This window comes from Profundicola chukchiensis (assembly GCF_029664245.1).
In the GTDB taxonomy this organism is placed as follows: domain Bacteria; phylum Bacteroidota; class Bacteroidia; order Flavobacteriales; family Weeksellaceae; genus Profundicola; species Profundicola chukchiensis.
Genome location: NZ_JANAIE010000075.1, coordinates 1 through 222, shown reverse-complemented (window position 1 = coordinate 222; position 222 = coordinate 1). Strand labels below are relative to the sequence as shown.

Sequence of the window (222 nt, the reverse complement as noted above, 5' to 3'; positions counted from 1 at the left end):
CCCCACAACATGAGATTGCGACTCGCGCGCGGGCGAACCGCGCCCGCGAGCTAAGGTGCTTTTTGTGTCATCAGGGGGAAATTCCGCAATATGTGGAAGGGTCGGCGAAATCCCGCGTGAATCGCTTGAAAATACCGCAATATTTTGTGGCTGAACTGTGTTTTTTGGGTGACGATTGCGCTGCCATTCGTTAAGAATAGACAGGACAAGGCAGACAATCCC

General features: G+C 52.7%; 1 protein-coding gene. It reads left to right on the top strand.

Annotation, left to right across the window (positions count from 1 at the left end; all coding sequences use genetic code 11):
- Positions 1-194 (top strand): hypothetical protein (locus tag NLM59_RS11720; RefSeq protein WP_304417963.1); only part of this gene is annotated, 194 nt, incomplete at its 5' end.
- Positions 195-222: the final 28 nt, after the last annotated feature.